The following is a 14,187-nucleotide window of genomic DNA, read 5'->3' on the forward strand; positions in this document are numbered from 1 at the left end:
TTCATTGCACCACCTACTATTAATGGGAAATCGATGTTGGGTTTCGCGGCGTTACACCCCACCGACGAGAAGTTAGTTGGGTTTCACTGCGTTACACCCAACCTACGGGAAGCGGCTACGGGAAGCGGCGTTACACCCCACCGACGGGAAGCTAAATTTTTTCCGAACATCTTCAACGGCAGTTACTTTACCATTTTCGCTGTCAGCTATTCCCGCTTCCACCATTTGCCTGACATAAATCGAATACATCAGGTCATCCCAAGTCGAATTATCCGGAAGTTCATCAATCAGGCGTTTTGCTTCTTCCTTAATATTGGTCTTTTCCATAATTCATTCCTCAATGAGGTTCAGTTAAAATTATCATCCCAGTTCCCCTAACTATTCGGAAGGGGATAGCAATTTCGCCGTGATAATTAACTCGGAATTCTGGGGGTAAAATTCTATGGCAGTCACCACATAACGACTATGAATTATGTTCCTCATACTCCTGGGAATGCCGGGTTCATCATCTACTGCGATAACCGCTTCTGGGGCGATCGCCAAAATGCCTTTATCCGCATCTTCCCAAACTAATCCATCCACCCGCACCCGGAAGCGTCGGGGGTTTCCGCCTGTGTTCTCATGGTCGCCGCGAATCACCATCCGACCGTCGGAAGTTGGCCACCAAATATCCCCGCTAAATTGCACGCGGGAAACATTGGCGATCGCTTCTTGACCGCGACTCTCACCTCGTGTTACAACGAGATATTGAGGGTTAATTTCAACCAGTTGACCGGAGCGTTGACCGCCATTAACCAGAGTCACCGCCGCCCGGGTCGGCAAGGAAACCGGAATCGGTTTATTTTGTGCTTGGTTTTGGGCTACAATTACCGGGAGGGCGATCGCTGGTTGAATGTCACCGGTGGCGATCGTCAGACCAGCTAGGGATAGGCAAATCATCAGTTGAGGAGTTCTCATGGCAGGAGTGAGAGACGATATGATTTAATACTAACATCTTCAAGCTGACTCGACCCTTTTTCGGAAACTTCCCCCTTGACATTGGCTAAGTAGTCATTCCCCTACCCCCCATGGTTCTGGGTTCAATTGGCGATAAACGGAGGTTTAATGTTTAGTAAATTAGCCAGTTTATTAACTATCTTAGGAGTCGGCTTGTATTTTACGGGCTGGATTTACCGCTGGGCATATTTCGCCTTTTTTAAACTAGAAGTGACCACGTTAGATTTGCCGATAAAATCATTTTTTATTGCCCCGATTTAGGTATTTTTTGGGCATTTGTCGGGGGGCGATTGGTCTACTTTCTGGCGCACTTTTCGGGTGGCGATCGCTACCTTTCTGCTAATTTTTCTGAGTCTCAAATTACTGGAATGGAGTAGCGGCAAATTCGCGAATTTCATGAACACCAGCCGTCATTATCTGTTAAAAATAAGCATCAAACAGCACCACTCTCGCGCGACTCGCACTTTGAATGCTTTGCCGGATTTCCAACCCATTAACTATGATAAAAACTTTGTCAATGAATTGGTGATTGCGGGTTGGTGTTTGGCGGGTCTATTTTATCTAGGTCAAACCCAGGGAAACCTAGACGCGATTCGAGATGCCCATAACCATACATCAATGTTGCCTGTGGTAACTATAATTACCCCAGAAAATCGGCTTCCCCTAGGTCGCAAAATCTACGACTTGACTGATGACCCAGTAGTGGGAAATTTTCGATTTATCGGGGATTTAGAACTTTATCAGATGTTACTACAGCGAGATTATAACGACAAAACCCAGGCGGATAACTCCAGCATCTGGCGACTGTTAATTGACCGAGACAGTCAATATTATATTTTCCCATCATTACCAGAAAATGCCCCCCCTAATGTGCGCCCTCCCCTGGTGATTATTCAGCAAAGCACAGCGGGAGAATATGTGATTATTCTGAGTCCAGAACCGGGTCCCAAATAACTTTAATGATGGGCGGTTATAGCCTTTTTCCTTGACCTGGGTTTGGTTAACGGGATTTCCATGGGTTGTATGGGGAAACTGACACCTATTAGGATAGCATAATATCAGTGAGTTACACAAGGTACACTAATGGCAAAAAACTATGGTTTCGCTATCCATACCAGTAGCCCCGAATTGGGTTTAGCTATGGGGAAGTTTGGGGAACCTGTGCGCTGCCAAACTTGGCATTTGGGGAGGGATTTATCAACCCAACTCCATCAACATATATCGGAATTTATGCCCCCTCAAACTTGGGCGGATTTACAACTAATAGCGGTGGCGCGGGGTCCGGGAAGTTTTACGGGGACTCGCTTGGGAGTGGTGACGGCGAGAACCCTCGCACAACAGTTAGATATTCCCCTGTTTGCGATTTCTACTTTGGCGGCGGCTGCCTATAATTTAGCGGGGGATTATGCGGGGAATATTGCCCTAGAAATGCCGGCACAACGGGGAGAATTATTTGTGGCTATTTATCAGGTTTCTGCCCAGGGTTTGGTGACCAAATTGCCTGATAGTGTCATGTCTGCCTCACAGTGGGAAATGCGGTTATCTCAAGAAGAAAAACCATTAGAAAAAATCTCGCTGACGGGTGGACTCGGACAGACAAGTTGTGCTATATTGGGATTGGCTACTCTGTTATGGCAACAGGGAAATCGCCCCCACTGGTCGGATGCTTTACCATTTTATGGACAGCATCCGGTTCAGAATTTTAAAGGGGATTAATCCGACCATTTGCGGTTAAGTGGAGATGGTGGAAAGGGTGACAAATAGGGTGGCTAAAATTAAACTGATTCCCAGGGCGATCGCACTAGGCAAGTCGGTCAAAAACTCCCACGGTTTATGGGTTTTGTCGGGGATGCCATAACCTCGCAATTGCATGGCTTTATAGACCTGTTCCGACTGTTGATAACTACGAATTAATAAACTCCCGGCTAAGGCTGCGTAAATCTGCAAATTGCGACGACTGAATTGGTGGGGTTGAAAACCTCTTAATATGGTGGCGCGTTTCATCATTTGCAACTGATGGCTGAGTTCAAATATATATCGGTAGGATATTAATAACATATCGGCTAAAATGGGGGATAAACCAAGCGATCGCATGGCTTTAATTAGGGTGATAAATGAACAGGTCCCCAGCAAGACAACTCCGGTGGTGAAAATGGCTAAAAATCTACTAGCAATTAGCAAAACGGCTAGACTTCCCTCCTGGCGAATAATCAGGGGACCCCAAGACCATAAGACGGTCTGACCGGAAATAAATGGCAATAAGCCAACTACCCCCAATATAAACAGTCCGGGATATTGTAGGCGATCGCCTAAAAAGGATAGCGGCAGTTTGGATATGGTGTATAATGTTAATGTGACTAGCAACATGGGGGGGACTAGCCAGAGTTGTTGAACATTAGCAAAAGCAAACATTAAGATTCCCAATCCAATTAGTTTTGATTGGGGGTTCCATCTATGAATAAATGAATCGAGATTAGCATACTCATCGATCCTAAATTTCATGGTTAATCTCTCCGGTTTAGGAAGGGTGAGTTAAGGGGGGTTATTCAGACTCCCCCATCAATACAGTCTCTTCAGAAATCATCTGATCACATCTCAAAGTCCCTCTCCTCTCTGGGAGAGGGATTTAGGGTGAGGGAAATGTATTAAGGGACTGGGGGATTTAGGGTGAGGGAAATGTATTAAGGGACTGAGGGATTTAGGGTGAGGGAAATGTATTAAGGGACTGAGGGATTTAGGGTGAGGGAAATGTATTAAGGGACTGAGGGATTTAGGGTGAGGGAAATGTATTAAGCGACTGAGGGATTTAGGGTGAGGGAAATGTATTAAGCGACTGGGGGATTTAGGGTGAGGGAAATGTATTAAGCGACTGAGGGATTTAGGGTGAGGGAAATGTATTAAGCGACTGGTAAACAAGTTATAATAGGGGTTATTGGGTTAATAATTCTGGCTTGACTCTATTCAGAAAATTAACCACCATGGCGGTAAATACTCCCTCAATAAACATCAGGGGAATATGGGCGATAATTAGGGCGATAATGGCAGCTTTTTCGGCTTCACTTTCCAGGGTCGAGGGAAGATTGGTAATCAGGATGGTCAAAAATAAGATGGTTGACAAACCTACACTAGACGCACCTGCTACAAACCCGAATAAATTTAGGCTGATGGTAGGTTTAAAACGCTGACTAAATCGATGTCTACTTTGAAAAATTAGGGCGGCTATTATAGCTGGAATTCCCATAATTATGGCATTAATTCCCAGGGTGGTTAATCCCCCATGTCCGAATATAATCGCCTGGAATATTAAGCCGATTAAAATAGCCGGAAAAGCATAATATCCTAAAATCGCCCCCAGTAGACCATTTAAGAGTAGATGAACACTGGCGGGAGGGATGGGGATATGTATGGAGGAAGCGACGAAAAAGGCGGCGGTTAAAAGGGAGGCTTTGGGAATGTTTGCGGTGGGGTTGGCTTGTCGGTTGATTTGACGCAGAGAATACCAGGTTAATAAACCGGTGATTCCATAACCAGCTAAACAAGTTTGCGCGGGAATAATACCCTCGGAAATGTGCATGATTTAATGATATTTGTCAGGTTTGATGGTGGGTTAGTTTTCGGATTCTTGAGAGGTTATAGGGGGGCTGTTGTCTCCCGTCTCATCAGAGGGTTTTAATCGGGTAAAAAATAGGGCGGTGCCGATAAATCCCCAAATTACGGCGGCGGCGGCTACCCATTTCTGTACGGGGTTTGATGCGGAATTGGAAGCGATCGCATTTTCGCTGCTGTGAGATACCTGTTCCCCTGGGGGACTCACGGGAATGGCAATTAACGCCCCATGTCCTGCTTGACGGACGGTGGCTTCCCACAAACCGCTATTATCGTGGTCGGGAATGAAGACAAAGTGACCATTTTCGTCGGTGTTTCCGGTCATCCAAGGGGTAGTGGGGTCTTGGGGGGTGTAAATTCTCACCTCGGCGTTAGCCATGGGTGTCCCGGTGTCGTAGGTGGCATTAATTTTTATGGCTGAGGTGGTTTGAGATTGGACTATGACCCCATGGGCGATCGCTGATTCCGGTATGGCGATCGTCCAAAATAGTAGGGATATACAAAGTTTCCAGTTCATGAAATCCTCCTGATTATTCAACAATAAGTAATTGATAATTTACCCTAATTCCGTGGGAGTTTATCAATCTCTTTGCATCTGCTTTTCGGCGCAGTGACCCTCACCCACATGGGCTAAATTCGGTAAAATTTCCATGATTCTCTGATAGTCCTCGGTCGCTAGTTGTTCTCTGAGTGTATCTAAATTGGCATCTACACCCTCGGAAGTGGCGATCGCTGCTAGGGGTTCAAAACCTAATGCACGAGTATTAATCGCCGCCTCCGCTTCCGCTTCTCGGTCTCCAAATAAGTGATCAAAATGAAAGGTGGCTTCTAGGTTGGCGCGACTCCCTGGCTGCAAAATACCTTTGCGTTTTTCTCCCACATAATCACCACAAGTAAACGCCATTTCTTGATTAAATCTCAGGTTAAATGGTACAGTTAGACCATCTTTTGATGCCCTCCCCACTAGCATTAATGAATAACCCGCAGCCATACCATCTACCGCCGGAACCATTTGCCACGAAATCGCATTATAGCGCCCCGGTGGTGCGGGGACTTGATTAACTAAAATCGTTTCTGCACTCTGGTCACCTCCTGCTAAATCCACGGTTTTAAATTCTACTAAACTGATGATTTGTTGGGCTAGGGGTTCTACTCCCGCGTGGGGATTATAGGGGATTAAAGTTTGATAGGCTTGGGCATTCGCCAAGGTTACATAAACATGATTAAATGCTAGTTCCCAACCATCTTTACTCACGAAACCTTCCCGGATAAAATCTTCTCCATTGGCGCGAAATTCCATAGTCCCAATTTCCGCCGACCCTGGCTGTATAGCAGTGGTTTCGGAGGGAGGGGTTTCTGATGTTTGACTCTGTAGGTTATCGGTGTCAGCACAAGCACATAATGCGATCGTACTCAACAATAATATATTGCCTAATCTGCCCAACTGTTTGTTCATATTACACCAATGGTCGGGTTTGCCACCAACATTATACCTAAAACCACTCAGATTTTCCATAATCATAAATTGTCTGATTTGACAATGCCCTTGGGGGGCATATTTATCAATTCTGTGATTCTTAATTATTGCCCCCAATATCACATTATCTTACTAGGGGGGGTAAATTTCTGGTTTGGTTGAGGCTTGCCAGATATTTAAGGTTCAATAATTCTCGATTAACGCGCCCATATTTCCGGGATTTATGAAAGTTTGACAATTCCCCTAAACCGGACTGCTTAACCACTCCGACCCTGATTAAATTTTTCGATTTACCCCTTGACAAATTTCGTTTTTCATGGTATAAATTAAGCTGAATATCCCTAATGCCATCTCAACCTACTAGCAGCAAATGTTAACTCGTGCCATAATGTCCTATAATCGTTATGGTAATCATGGGGGTTGGGGAAGTTATCAAACCCAGTCCCTTTCAGGGCCGAAGGATGTCAAGCGGGATTCACAGACTAATAGAAAATTATGAGAGACCTTGACCAGGACAAAACCATTGAGCTACTTAACTCCATCATGGAATTTGAGTTAGCTGGGGTGGTTCGATACACTCACTATTCCTTAATGGTGACCGGACCCAATCGTTTACCCATTGTGCAGTTTTTTCAAGCTCAAGCTACCGAGTCCCTCACCCATGCTCAACAAGCGGGGGAAATTCTCACAGGATTAGAAGGACATCCCAGCCAAAAAATTGCTCCCATTGAGGAAACTTATCAGCATTCGGTACAGGATTTATTGGCGGAAAGTTTCAACCATGAGAAAAAAGCTCTATCTTTGTATAAAGAACTACTGGAAACCGTAGAAAATGCCAGTATTTACCTAGAAGAGTATGCTCGCACTATGATTGGTCAGGAAGAACTACACAGCATCGAAATTCGCAAGATGTTACGCGATTATAGCTGAGGTTATGTCGGCCCGGTGAAACTATAGCAATTAATAGCCTAGGCGGTCTAATTCCTCTCAACCACCTAGGCTGAACTATGATCAAGACTCTGGGAAAGATTTTGATGTTATGATTAATTTGAGCTAGACCCAAAAGATGGCCATAACCCTACTATCCCATTTGAGATAAATACCCACGATGAAACTCCAGGATATCGTCAATACAGATAAACGTTACGATGTCAAAGATATCGCCACAGATGAAGAACTCACCCGTCAGATTCAAAATATTTTGGTGAGTTTGAACTTACTTGATCCCCCTGTCGATGGCATTTATGGCCCCAAGTCAAATGCGGCTATGCACCGTTTTCAAGCGTTGTTAGAATGTCGGGAAAGCGGTTTTTTGGGAACTATCACCGCCCAAAAATTACTGAACACGAAACCAGAGGATATTCGCACAGATATACCCATCCTGAAAATCACTAGGGATACAATTCTGAAGCTGAGACCCGTTGATTCTGCTCAATTAAGTGAATCGGAAAAACAAGGTGCTAAAGCTGGGCAAGAATTTCAGTTATTAGCCTTTGAACCAGACCGAAATCACATCAGAGTTGCTCTCAGAAGTGAAACTTTTAAACAGCATTCAATCTGGTATATTTTTGATAAACACGGGGAAATATATCAGGGGAAAAAGTTAGTTTATCCCAAGTTATTACCAGCGGAAGTGAGATTGCGGAACTTTCCCTATTTTTCTCAACTCGATAACTGGTTTAATCCTACGGGATCATGTAATGTTACCTCGATCGCTATGTGTCTCAGCTATTATCAGGCTCGTCGTCGGGTTAGTTATGGTCAATTTGAAGATGAGTTATATGAATATGCTCTCAATAAGGGCTATAGCCGCCACAGTCCCCAAGATTTAGCCAAAATTGTCCGAGAGTATGGCTGTAAAGACTACTTCACCACTAACGCGACTATTGATGATGTGAAAGAATGGTTGGCGGAAGGAAAACCTACGGTAATTCATGGTTATTTTACCTCCTTTGGTCACATCATGCCAGTAGTAGGTTATAATAGCTCTGGGTTCATAGTTCACGACCCCTATGGCGAATGGTTCTCTAGTGGATATCGTACTGATTTAAGTGGCGCATATCTCACCTATTCTTACTCTTTAATCCGGCGGCTGTGCCTCCCTGACGGCAATTTTTGGGTTCACTTTATTGCCCCATAATTTTAGGGATACAGCTTGTTCACCAGTCGCTTAATACATTGCCCTCACCCTAAATCTGGATCCCAGAGAGGGAGAGGGACTTTGAGAGGTGATCAGATGATTTCTGAACAGGCTGTAATTGAAGCACAAAATATCACTAGAAATTCCGGTTTTCTGTGCCTCGGTCTTCACGACTACCAAATTGGTCCACCAGAAGGGGGATTATTTCCTGGGGTGACAGGAGTAGATGGGGTAGCGGGAGTAGATGGGGTAGCGGGAGTAGATGTGCCTTCTACTGGGGTGGCTTCCAGAAAATTGTTAAAGTCAATATACACGCCGCTGTCGTCTTCGCTTTCAAATAGGGGACTACTGGCTCCGGCACGAACATTAAAAAGCTGTTGTACAGTAGTCACAGGGTCTGAGCCGGGTTTGAGAGTGAATAAAACGCGATCGCCTGAACAGGGAATGGCATTGTCACTAGCCACACATACGACATTTTGGCGATTAACTATGCCGTGGGTAATGTAATTTAACCAACCCAAACTGTAAAAGTTTTGGAACCGCGCGGAAACTTCCCGACAGCGTTGTTCAGAGGTATAGCCGGAACCACTGAAATAGTCCGAATACCATTTAATCACAGGAACCCTTCCTCTGGGTGTGACTGCATAGGTGGTAGGTAAACCGTCTGGCCCTTGTTCACAGATAAACTGAGTTCTGGAAACTGGGGGAGGGTTGACCATAGCCTGGTTAGAGGAATTATCATTAGTTGGTATCGGCTGAGTTGTTTCCTGGGGGGGGTTTGTGCTTTGGATTCCTAGGGGAATGAGTCCGGGGGGTAACAAAACTCGATCAATCACTACAATTACACTATCATTAGGACCGGGAATTGGTAACTGATCAGCGTTAGCCTCGTTAAGCATTAGTTTTTGGTCTCTGGGGTTGCCACTAATGCGAACAGTGTTCCCTTGCCGAGTCGTGATTTCCCCGGATTCTACCTGCTGCTGGGTGATGCGACCAGCGACAACGTGATAGTTTAAAATCTCTCGCAGCATTCCCTGATTTTCTGGCCGGAAAAGGCGATCGCGCATTTCACGGGGCAGATTAGCAAAAGCTGCGTCTGTTGGCGCTAAAATGGTGTAAGTTTCCCCCTGGAGTTGTTGGCTCAAACCGGTGTCTTGTAAGGCTTTCCCCAGTGTCCTCAATCTGTCCTGTTTACCTATAACCTCTGCTAACCCTAAATCGTCTTCTGACTCGTAGTAGGAAGACATGGGGTTAAAAAAGCTATAGAAGGGATAATACTGAGCTAGACTGGGTGCGACACTATGCAGAGCCAGAATGCCTAACGCTGCTGTGCCTACAGACCAATGTTTAAGACTGGTAATATTCATAGTTTTTCTCCGAACACTTTTCACATAGAAAGGCAAGTCGAGCCTATCACTACTGACGACCTCACCAGCAATTATCTATTTCCTAATGGCTGTACCAACCCTGACGCATGATCGCCGCCCCTCTGTTCCATTGTGGCACATTCCCATCACTCCCATTCTACCCAACTAAATCACTAAATAGGTAATCCCACTCAATATTTACCCTGAATCAGTGGCGATGTACCAGTGGCGATCGCTTCTCCGCACTTGACAAAACTGCCAAAATGTGCATCATTTATCCATAATGTCGAATTGCTGAGTTTTGTTGATTTTTGTCTGGGGTCAGCATCACACTTCTAAAAAGACAGTATACAATAGTAAGTGTACAGTCAATAGCCGATTCAGAGTGAGAGGATAACAAAAATGCCGACAATTAATTTGGCATGGGAAGAGTTAATGATCCAGGCAGATGGGCGTTATCTAAGCGACGCAGAACTAAAACCTTTTCATCAATATATTCAAACCCTGCCGGCGCGGACAAAAACCTATGAAATTCTGCGGGCGAAATCACCGGAACTTATCAAGATTGCCTTGAAAAAGTTTATGCTAATTCACCCGGAAGTAATGCAGCAACACTCCAAGCGCTGTATTTACGATATGAACATGGCGATTTGCTTAATGTCGGTGGCTATGTTACGGGATGACCCCCGCTATTTTCGGGAATCTTTGATGCTGTGGTTAGCTAATATTCTGTCTGCCTATCAGAAAAACGTCGCCTGTCTAAAAGCCTATCACTGCTTGGAAGAAACCATGCAGGAGAAACTTCCCAGCACTTGCAATCAACTACTGAAACCTTACATGGATATCATTATGGAAGTCTTAGACATTCCACCTAAGTTGATGGCAACAGTACAACGGGGCGCGGCGAGTGCTAAAGGTTAGTTAGTATTTTTTGGATGTGATTTTTGGATGCGATTAAAGCATAATAGGAGCGGAAACTATGCCCTTACATGAAACCATCACGACTACCCATAATGCGTCCGTTGAAGAGCGCACATTTGTTCTCAGTAAAATCTATCAGCAAGTCTTAGAACGTCAGCCCTACGAATCGGAACGCAAGCAATTATGGGATTTAGAAAGAGACTTCAAAAAAGGTAAACTAGGAATCCGCCACTTCCTGAAAAGTTTAGTAGTGCGACCTGTTTATTTAGAACATTTCTACGAAAATAGTTCTAACCTGAAGTTTATCGAAAATGCCTGTAAGCATTTTTTAGGGCGCACACCCCACGGAGATGAGGAAATCCACCATTGGGATAATATTCTGCTGCGACATGGTGTAGGCGCACTGGTTTCGGATATGGTGGACTCAGAGGAATATCGTAAATGCTTCGGCTATTTTACTGTTCCCTACTGGCGTGAACAGGCTTTGTATCAGTCGGCGACTGAATACTTAGAAAATGAGCGCCTCGGACATGAACACCCCGGACAGCGCGGCTGGGGTATTCCGAATCACTATCAACAAAAGCTACATATTAACTCTGATAGTGAGAGTGAGGTAGCGAAAACTGAACCAACGCCGCCACAGGAAGACCCGCAACCATCTCCAACGGCGCTGGGAATGATGAACGAAACGGAGGCGGAAAAAATTATGGAGTGTATTCAGACAATTTCTAAAATTCTGTTTGACAACCGCATTCCCGAACAGCGAATATCTCGCAAACGTATGGAAAATGCGATTCGACAACAGGTGTTAGAGTTTATGACTCCAGAAGATGCCGTTTTACTCGGTGAATAGTAGGGTAGTAGGGTGCGTCACCTGACGCACCGCCGGTGGATACCCCGGAGCTCCCTGTTAACTGATTTCGGCATTAGCGACGCTCAAATTAGCGCCTTCTGGGTTGGTATCGAGGATGGGATTACGCGCTTTAATTAAAGCGATCGCCCGATTAACACTCTCAGGTAAAATCACCACCAGAGCCTCCTTGGGAGCCTGGTCTAGGGCGAGATTAATGGCATCTGTCTCATTAAGGATCGTCTCATGCTTAACCCGAGGATCGGGAACCGGTGAAAGGACTTCTTCAATACCCTGAGTAATCAGAACGGCTGCATCTCCGCGAGGTCGTCCTCGGGTATCATCATCTTCCTTAACAATAATCCGGTCAAACATCTTAGCGGACAATTTACCCAGAGTCACAAAATCTTCATCACGGCGATCGCCTGGACCTCCTACCACCCCAATCCGAGGCCCCGGCCAGTTATTGACAAACCCAGACAAGGCTTCATAACTAGCGGGATTATGGGCATAATCGATCAAAGCATGATAACTGCCCATATTAAAGAGATTCATGCGTCCAGGAGTCTGGTCAGCCGACGCAATGAAAGTAGCCAAGGCGGTGCGAATATGCTCAATTTTCACCCCTTGAGCAAAAGCGGCGGCGCAAGCAGCCAAAGCATTAGCAATCATAAACGGAGCCATACCGCCCATAGTGAGGGGAACATTTACCGCCTGTTCAATTCGCAGCGTCCAATCACCCTTGAGAATTGACAGATAGCCATTTTCATAGACGGCGGCCAATCCTCCGGCTTCCGTATGGCGCAGAATAATCTCATTATCGGGATTCATGGAGAAATAAGCCACTTGAGCCTTCACCCGTTCCGACATGGCAGCCACTAGGGGATCATCAGCATTAAGGATAGCATAACCGCGATCGCTAACTGCCTCAGCCACCACACTTTTGACCTTAGCCATTTGTTCAATGGTATCGATATCTCCTAAACCCAGGTGATCAGCAGCGACATTGAGGACGACACCGATATCACAGGTATCAAAACCCAGACCCGATCGCAAAATTCCCCCCCGCGCCGATTCCAGGACGGCGACTTCTACGGTGGGGTCACAGAGGATCAGGTGAGCGCTTTGGGGTCCCGTATTATCCCCCGGTTCAGCCATATAATCGCCGATATAAGTGCCATCGGTGGTGGTATAACCAACTACTTTACCCGTCTGCTTCATAATGTGGGCTAACAGACGAGTGGTGGTAGTTTTGCCATTAGTCCCCGTGACGGAAAGAATGGGAATCCGACTAGGGGAAGACCCAGGGAATAGCATATCCATCACCGCCCCGGCCACATTACGCGGTAGGCCTTCACTGGGGGCGACGTGCATTCTAAATCCTGGGGCGGCGTTGACTTCCACAACCACCCCATCCACCTCCCGCAGGGGTTTAGAAATATCTGGGGTAACTACATCAATTCCGGCCACATCTAGGCCAATAATTTTGGCAACCCGAGCAAATAGCCAGATATTTTCTGGGTGGACTTCATCAGTGCGATCGATAGCACTGCCCCCCGTACTGAGGTTAGCCGTAGCCCGCAAAAAGCAAACTTCCCCCTTTGGTAGGACTGAATCGATAGTATATCCGGCTTCCTCAATCATAGAAAGCACAGTTTGATCAACCACAATTCTGGTGAGGACGTTATCATGTCCATCTCCCCGGCGAGGGTCTTTGTTAGTTTCCTCGATTAATTCCTCAATGGTGGATTTACCATTACCAACCACATGGGCGGGGACTCTTTCCGAAACTGCTACCACCCGACCATTGACGACTAAAACCCGATGATCTCGACCTTTGTAGAATCGCTCAATAATCACACTACGGGTTTTTGAGGCTTCACTGGCTGCATCATAGGCTGTCTGAGCCGTTTCCCAACGAGTCACATCTAGGGTAATACCTCTGCCATGGTTGCCATCTAGGGGTTTAATAGCAATGGGATAGCCCCCCACATCCTCGATCGCATCACTGAGGTCTTCAAAGTAACGAATTACCGTCCCCCGTGGTACAGGAATCCCCGCATCCCGCAGCACTTGTTTAGTGCCTTCCTTATCGCAGGCCAGTTCCACCCCCAAAATACCAGTGCTACTGGTGAGGGTAGCTTGGATACGCTTTTGATTGACACCATAACCAAACTGGATCATAAAGCGGGCGTTTAGTTGCATCCAGGGGATATGGCGAAATTCCGCTTCTTTGATGATCGCTTCCGTACTCGGACCGAGGGACCCTTGGGCTTTTAATTCCTTGAGATCTTCGAGGTCTTGAGTGAGTTCTTCAGCCGGATAACTGCCAGTTTCGGCAATACTCTGACACAGACGCACCGCCGCCCGCCCTGCATATCGGCCCGCCTGTTCATTTTCGTATTCATAGACCACCTGAAACACTCCCGCCGTGGAGGTTTCCCGCGTCCGACCAAACCCCACAGGCATTCCGGCTAGTTGTTGCAGTTCCAGCGCCACGTGCTCAATAATATGACCCATTAATGTTCCCCGTTCCACCCGACTGAGAAAGCCACCCCGCACTCCCGGAGAACAACAATGCTCTACTAAACTAGGCAAAACGGAGGTTAAACCTTGATAAAATCCGGGAATATCTGAGGAGTAGCGTTCTGATAATTCTTCTAGGTCAAGACGCATTACGATCAGCTTGTGTCGTCTGATACTCCAGTAGTTAGGACCTCTGAGAGTTTGGATTCTAAGAATTTTCATATCTGTCTCGGTGGGTGATCCAGGAATTATTTTGGTGACAAGTCTCTGTGTTATTCAATGTCAAACTTCAAAGACCTCAAAA

14 protein-coding genes are annotated in these 14,187 nt (G+C 46.0%); 6 read left to right on the top strand and 8 right to left on the bottom strand.

Translation table 11 applies throughout. The features are described from left to right. Positions 1–102: 102 nt before the first annotated feature. Positions 103–327, bottom strand: coding sequence for a hypothetical protein (locus tag XZ46_RS04110; protein WP_008057227.1), 225 nt, complete (start codon positions 325–327; stop codon positions 103–105). Between the two features lie 51 nt (positions 328–378). Next, positions 379–957: a hypothetical protein gene (locus tag XZ46_RS04115; RefSeq protein ID WP_008057225.1), complete on the bottom strand. Its 579-nt coding sequence runs from the start codon at positions 955–957 to the stop codon at positions 379–381. Positions 958–1,272: 315 nt separating this feature from the next. On the opposite strand from XZ46_RS04115, the gene XZ46_RS04120 reads away from it, so the two are divergent. Next, positions 1,273–1,950, top strand: a complete 678-nt coding sequence (locus tag XZ46_RS04120) for a hypothetical protein (RefSeq protein ID WP_008052839.1) — start codon at positions 1,273–1,275, stop codon at positions 1,948–1,950. A gap of 129 nt (positions 1,951–2,079) precedes the next feature. Further along, the gene (gene tsaB, locus XZ46_RS04125; protein ID WP_008052838.1) at positions 2,080–2,712 is read left to right on the top strand and encodes a tRNA (adenosine(37)-N6)-threonylcarbamoyltransferase complex dimerization subunit type 1 TsaB; all 633 of its coding nucleotides are present in this window, start codon (positions 2,080–2,082) and stop codon (positions 2,710–2,712) included. Between the two features lie 15 nt (positions 2,713–2,727). On the opposite strand, the gene cbiQ is transcribed toward tsaB, so the two are convergent. The 4 genes from cbiQ to XZ46_RS04145 all read right to left on the bottom strand — a co-directional run bounded on the left by cbiQ (position 2,728) and on the right by XZ46_RS04145 (position 6,124). After that, a complete protein-coding gene (cbiQ, locus tag XZ46_RS04130; protein WP_006621440.1) occupies positions 2,728–3,498 on the bottom strand; it encodes a cobalt ECF transporter T component CbiQ in 771 nt (256 codons plus the stop codon). Positions 3,499–3,925: 427 nt separating this feature from the next. Beyond that, the gene (gene cbiM / locus XZ46_RS04135; RefSeq protein WP_006621439.1) at positions 3,926–4,570 is read right to left on the bottom strand and encodes a cobalt transporter CbiM; all 645 of its coding nucleotides are present in this window, start codon (positions 4,568–4,570) and stop codon (positions 3,926–3,928) included. 33 nt (positions 4,571–4,603) lie between these two features. After that, positions 4,604–5,119 carry a hypothetical protein gene (locus tag XZ46_RS04140; RefSeq protein ID WP_006621438.1) on the bottom strand — a complete coding sequence of 172 codons (516 nt, stop codon included), beginning with the start codon at positions 5,117–5,119 and terminating at the stop codon, positions 4,604–4,606. 63 nt (positions 5,120–5,182) lie between these two features. Then, positions 5,183–6,124, bottom strand: a complete 942-nt coding sequence (locus tag XZ46_RS04145) for a hypothetical protein (RefSeq protein WP_008057277.1) — start codon at positions 6,122–6,124, stop codon at positions 5,183–5,185. Positions 6,125–6,574: 450 nt separating this feature from the next. Here XZ46_RS04145 and XZ46_RS04150 point away from each other — a divergent pair, with 450 nt between their 5' ends. Both XZ46_RS04150 and XZ46_RS04155 read left to right on the top strand, forming a co-directional pair. After that, positions 6,575–7,009, top strand: a complete 435-nt coding sequence (locus XZ46_RS04150; protein WP_006621436.1) for a ferritin-like domain-containing protein — start codon at positions 6,575–6,577, stop codon at positions 7,007–7,009. Between the two features lie 178 nt (positions 7,010–7,187). Then, on the top strand, positions 7,188–8,219 hold the full coding sequence (locus tag XZ46_RS04155) for a C39 family peptidase (RefSeq protein WP_006621435.1): 1,032 nt from the start codon (positions 7,188–7,190) through the stop codon (positions 8,217–8,219). 173 nt (positions 8,220–8,392) lie between these two features. Here XZ46_RS04155 and XZ46_RS04160 read toward each other — a convergent pair whose 3' ends face one another. Then, positions 8,393–9,586 (bottom strand): COP23 domain-containing protein, encoded by a 1,194-nt coding sequence (locus XZ46_RS04160; RefSeq protein ID WP_006621434.1) that lies wholly within the window; start codon positions 9,584–9,586, stop codon positions 8,393–8,395. A 402-nt stretch (positions 9,587–9,988) separates the two neighbouring features. On the opposite strand from XZ46_RS04160, the gene XZ46_RS04165 reads away from it, so the two are divergent. Both XZ46_RS04165 and XZ46_RS04170 read left to right on the top strand, forming a co-directional pair. Further along, a complete protein-coding gene (locus XZ46_RS04165) occupies positions 9,989–10,507 on the top strand; it encodes a bilin-binding protein (RefSeq protein WP_006621433.1) in 519 nt (172 codons plus the stop codon). A 58-nt stretch (positions 10,508–10,565) separates the two neighbouring features. Next, positions 10,566–11,360, top strand: a complete 795-nt coding sequence (locus XZ46_RS04170; protein ID WP_006621432.1) for a phycobilisome rod-core linker polypeptide — start codon at positions 10,566–10,568, stop codon at positions 11,358–11,360. A gap of 57 nt (positions 11,361–11,417) precedes the next feature. On the opposite strand, the gene cphA is transcribed toward XZ46_RS04170, so the two are convergent. Continuing rightward, complete coding sequence (gene cphA / locus XZ46_RS04175; protein WP_006669096.1) at positions 11,418–14,105, bottom strand: cyanophycin synthetase; 2,688 nt, start codon at positions 14,103–14,105, stop codon at positions 11,418–11,420. Positions 14,106–14,187: the final 82 nt, after the last annotated feature.

The sequence above is a fragment of the Limnospira indica PCC 8005 genome, assembly GCF_000973065.1.
Taxonomy (GTDB): domain Bacteria; phylum Cyanobacteriota; class Cyanobacteriia; order Cyanobacteriales; family Microcoleaceae; genus Limnospira; species Limnospira fusiformis.

Bases quoted from the DNA above. Each gene is read 5' to 3' on its own strand.
- XZ46_RS04155 (WP_006621435.1), top strand. From the start codon at position 7,188: ATGAAACTCCAGGATATCGTCAATACAGATAAACGTTACGATGTCAAA.
- cbiQ (WP_006621440.1), bottom strand. From the start codon at position 3,498: ATGAAATTTAGGATCGATGAGTATGCTAATCTCGATTCATTTATTCAT.
- XZ46_RS04110 (WP_008057227.1), bottom strand. From the start codon at position 327: ATGGAAAAGACCAATATTAAGGAAGAAGCAAAACGCCTGATTGATGAA.
- XZ46_RS04170 (WP_006621432.1), top strand. From the start codon at position 10,566: ATGCCCTTACATGAAACCATCACGACTACCCATAATGCGTCCGTTGAA.
- XZ46_RS04150 (WP_006621436.1), top strand. From the start codon at position 6,575: ATGAGAGACCTTGACCAGGACAAAACCATTGAGCTACTTAACTCCATC.
- tsaB (WP_008052838.1), top strand. From the start codon at position 2,080: ATGGCAAAAAACTATGGTTTCGCTATCCATACCAGTAGCCCCGAATTG.
- XZ46_RS04115 (WP_008057225.1), bottom strand. From the start codon at position 957: ATGAGAACTCCTCAACTGATGATTTGCCTATCCCTAGCTGGTCTGACG.
- XZ46_RS04140 (WP_006621438.1), bottom strand. From the start codon at position 5,119: ATGAACTGGAAACTTTGTATATCCCTACTATTTTGGACGATCGCCATA.
- XZ46_RS04165 (WP_006621433.1), top strand. From the start codon at position 9,989: ATGCCGACAATTAATTTGGCATGGGAAGAGTTAATGATCCAGGCAGAT.
- XZ46_RS04145 (WP_008057277.1), bottom strand. From the start codon at position 6,124: ATGATTATGGAAAATCTGAGTGGTTTTAGGTATAATGTTGGTGGCAAA.
- cbiM (WP_006621439.1), bottom strand. From the start codon at position 4,570: ATGCACATTTCCGAGGGTATTATTCCCGCGCAAACTTGTTTAGCTGGT.
- cphA (WP_006669096.1), bottom strand. From the start codon at position 14,105: ATGAAAATTCTTAGAATCCAAACTCTCAGAGGTCCTAACTACTGGAGT.
- XZ46_RS04160 (WP_006621434.1), bottom strand. From the start codon at position 9,586: ATGAATATTACCAGTCTTAAACATTGGTCTGTAGGCACAGCAGCGTTA.